Source organism: Anaeromassilibacillus sp. An172 (genome assembly GCF_002160515.1).
Lineage (GTDB): Bacteria > Bacillota > Clostridia > Oscillospirales > Acutalibacteraceae > Limousia > Limousia pullorum.
Genome location: NZ_NFKS01000061.1, coordinates 1 through 651, shown reverse-complemented (window position 1 = coordinate 651; position 651 = coordinate 1). Strand labels below are relative to the sequence as shown.

General features: G+C 41.0%; 2 protein-coding genes. Both read left to right on the top strand.

Going from position 1 to position 651, the window contains the following annotated elements; translation table 11 throughout:
- Positions 1-8: 8 nt before the first annotated feature.
- A complete protein-coding gene (locus B5F08_RS13070; protein ID WP_087380381.1) occupies positions 9-380 on the top strand; it encodes a GntR family transcriptional regulator in 372 nt (123 codons plus the stop codon).
- Between the two features lie 2 nt (positions 381-382).
- A partial coding sequence (locus tag B5F08_RS13065; protein WP_143256439.1) for an ATP-binding cassette domain-containing protein occupies positions 383-651 on the top strand: 269 nt, incomplete at its 3' end.

Here is a 651-nt window from a genome sequence, read left to right as displayed (position 1 = left end):
AATATACATTGAAGATAATTATAAATAATTCATCTGTACAGCCTATATATGAGCAGATTGTAAATCAGATTAAGGCAATGATAACAGATGGAACACTGAAGATTGACACTATGCTGCCTTCTGTTCGTTCTTTGGCAAAGGAATTGAAGATAAGCGCACTGACGGTTAAAAAAGCTTACGACACTTTGGAGCAAAGCGGTTTTGTTATAACCGTTCATGGAAAGGGAAGCTTTGTAGCCGGCGCAAATCAGCAGCTCCTGTTGGAAGAACAGAAAAAAGAGGTGGAAGCTCTGATGGAAACGGCCGTCCGAAAGGGCAGAAGCTGCTCTATGAGTGACCGGGAACTTAAAGATTTGTTCCTGCTTGTATTGGAGGAGTAACTATGCTTAAAATGACAAGCGTAAAAAAGAATTACAAGGACTTTACTCTGGACTGCACATTGGAAATCAAGCCAGGGTATGTAACAGGTCTTGTGGGAAGAAACGGAGCGGGAAAAACCACGGCTTTTAAAAGCGTTTTGGGACTTATCTCTGTTGACGGGGGAGAAATTGAGATTTTCGGAAAGAAGCTTTCCGATTTTAAGTCAAAGGATAAGGAAAAAATAGGCGTTTTGCTTTCGGACAGCGGTTTTTCCGGAGAATTAAAGGTAAA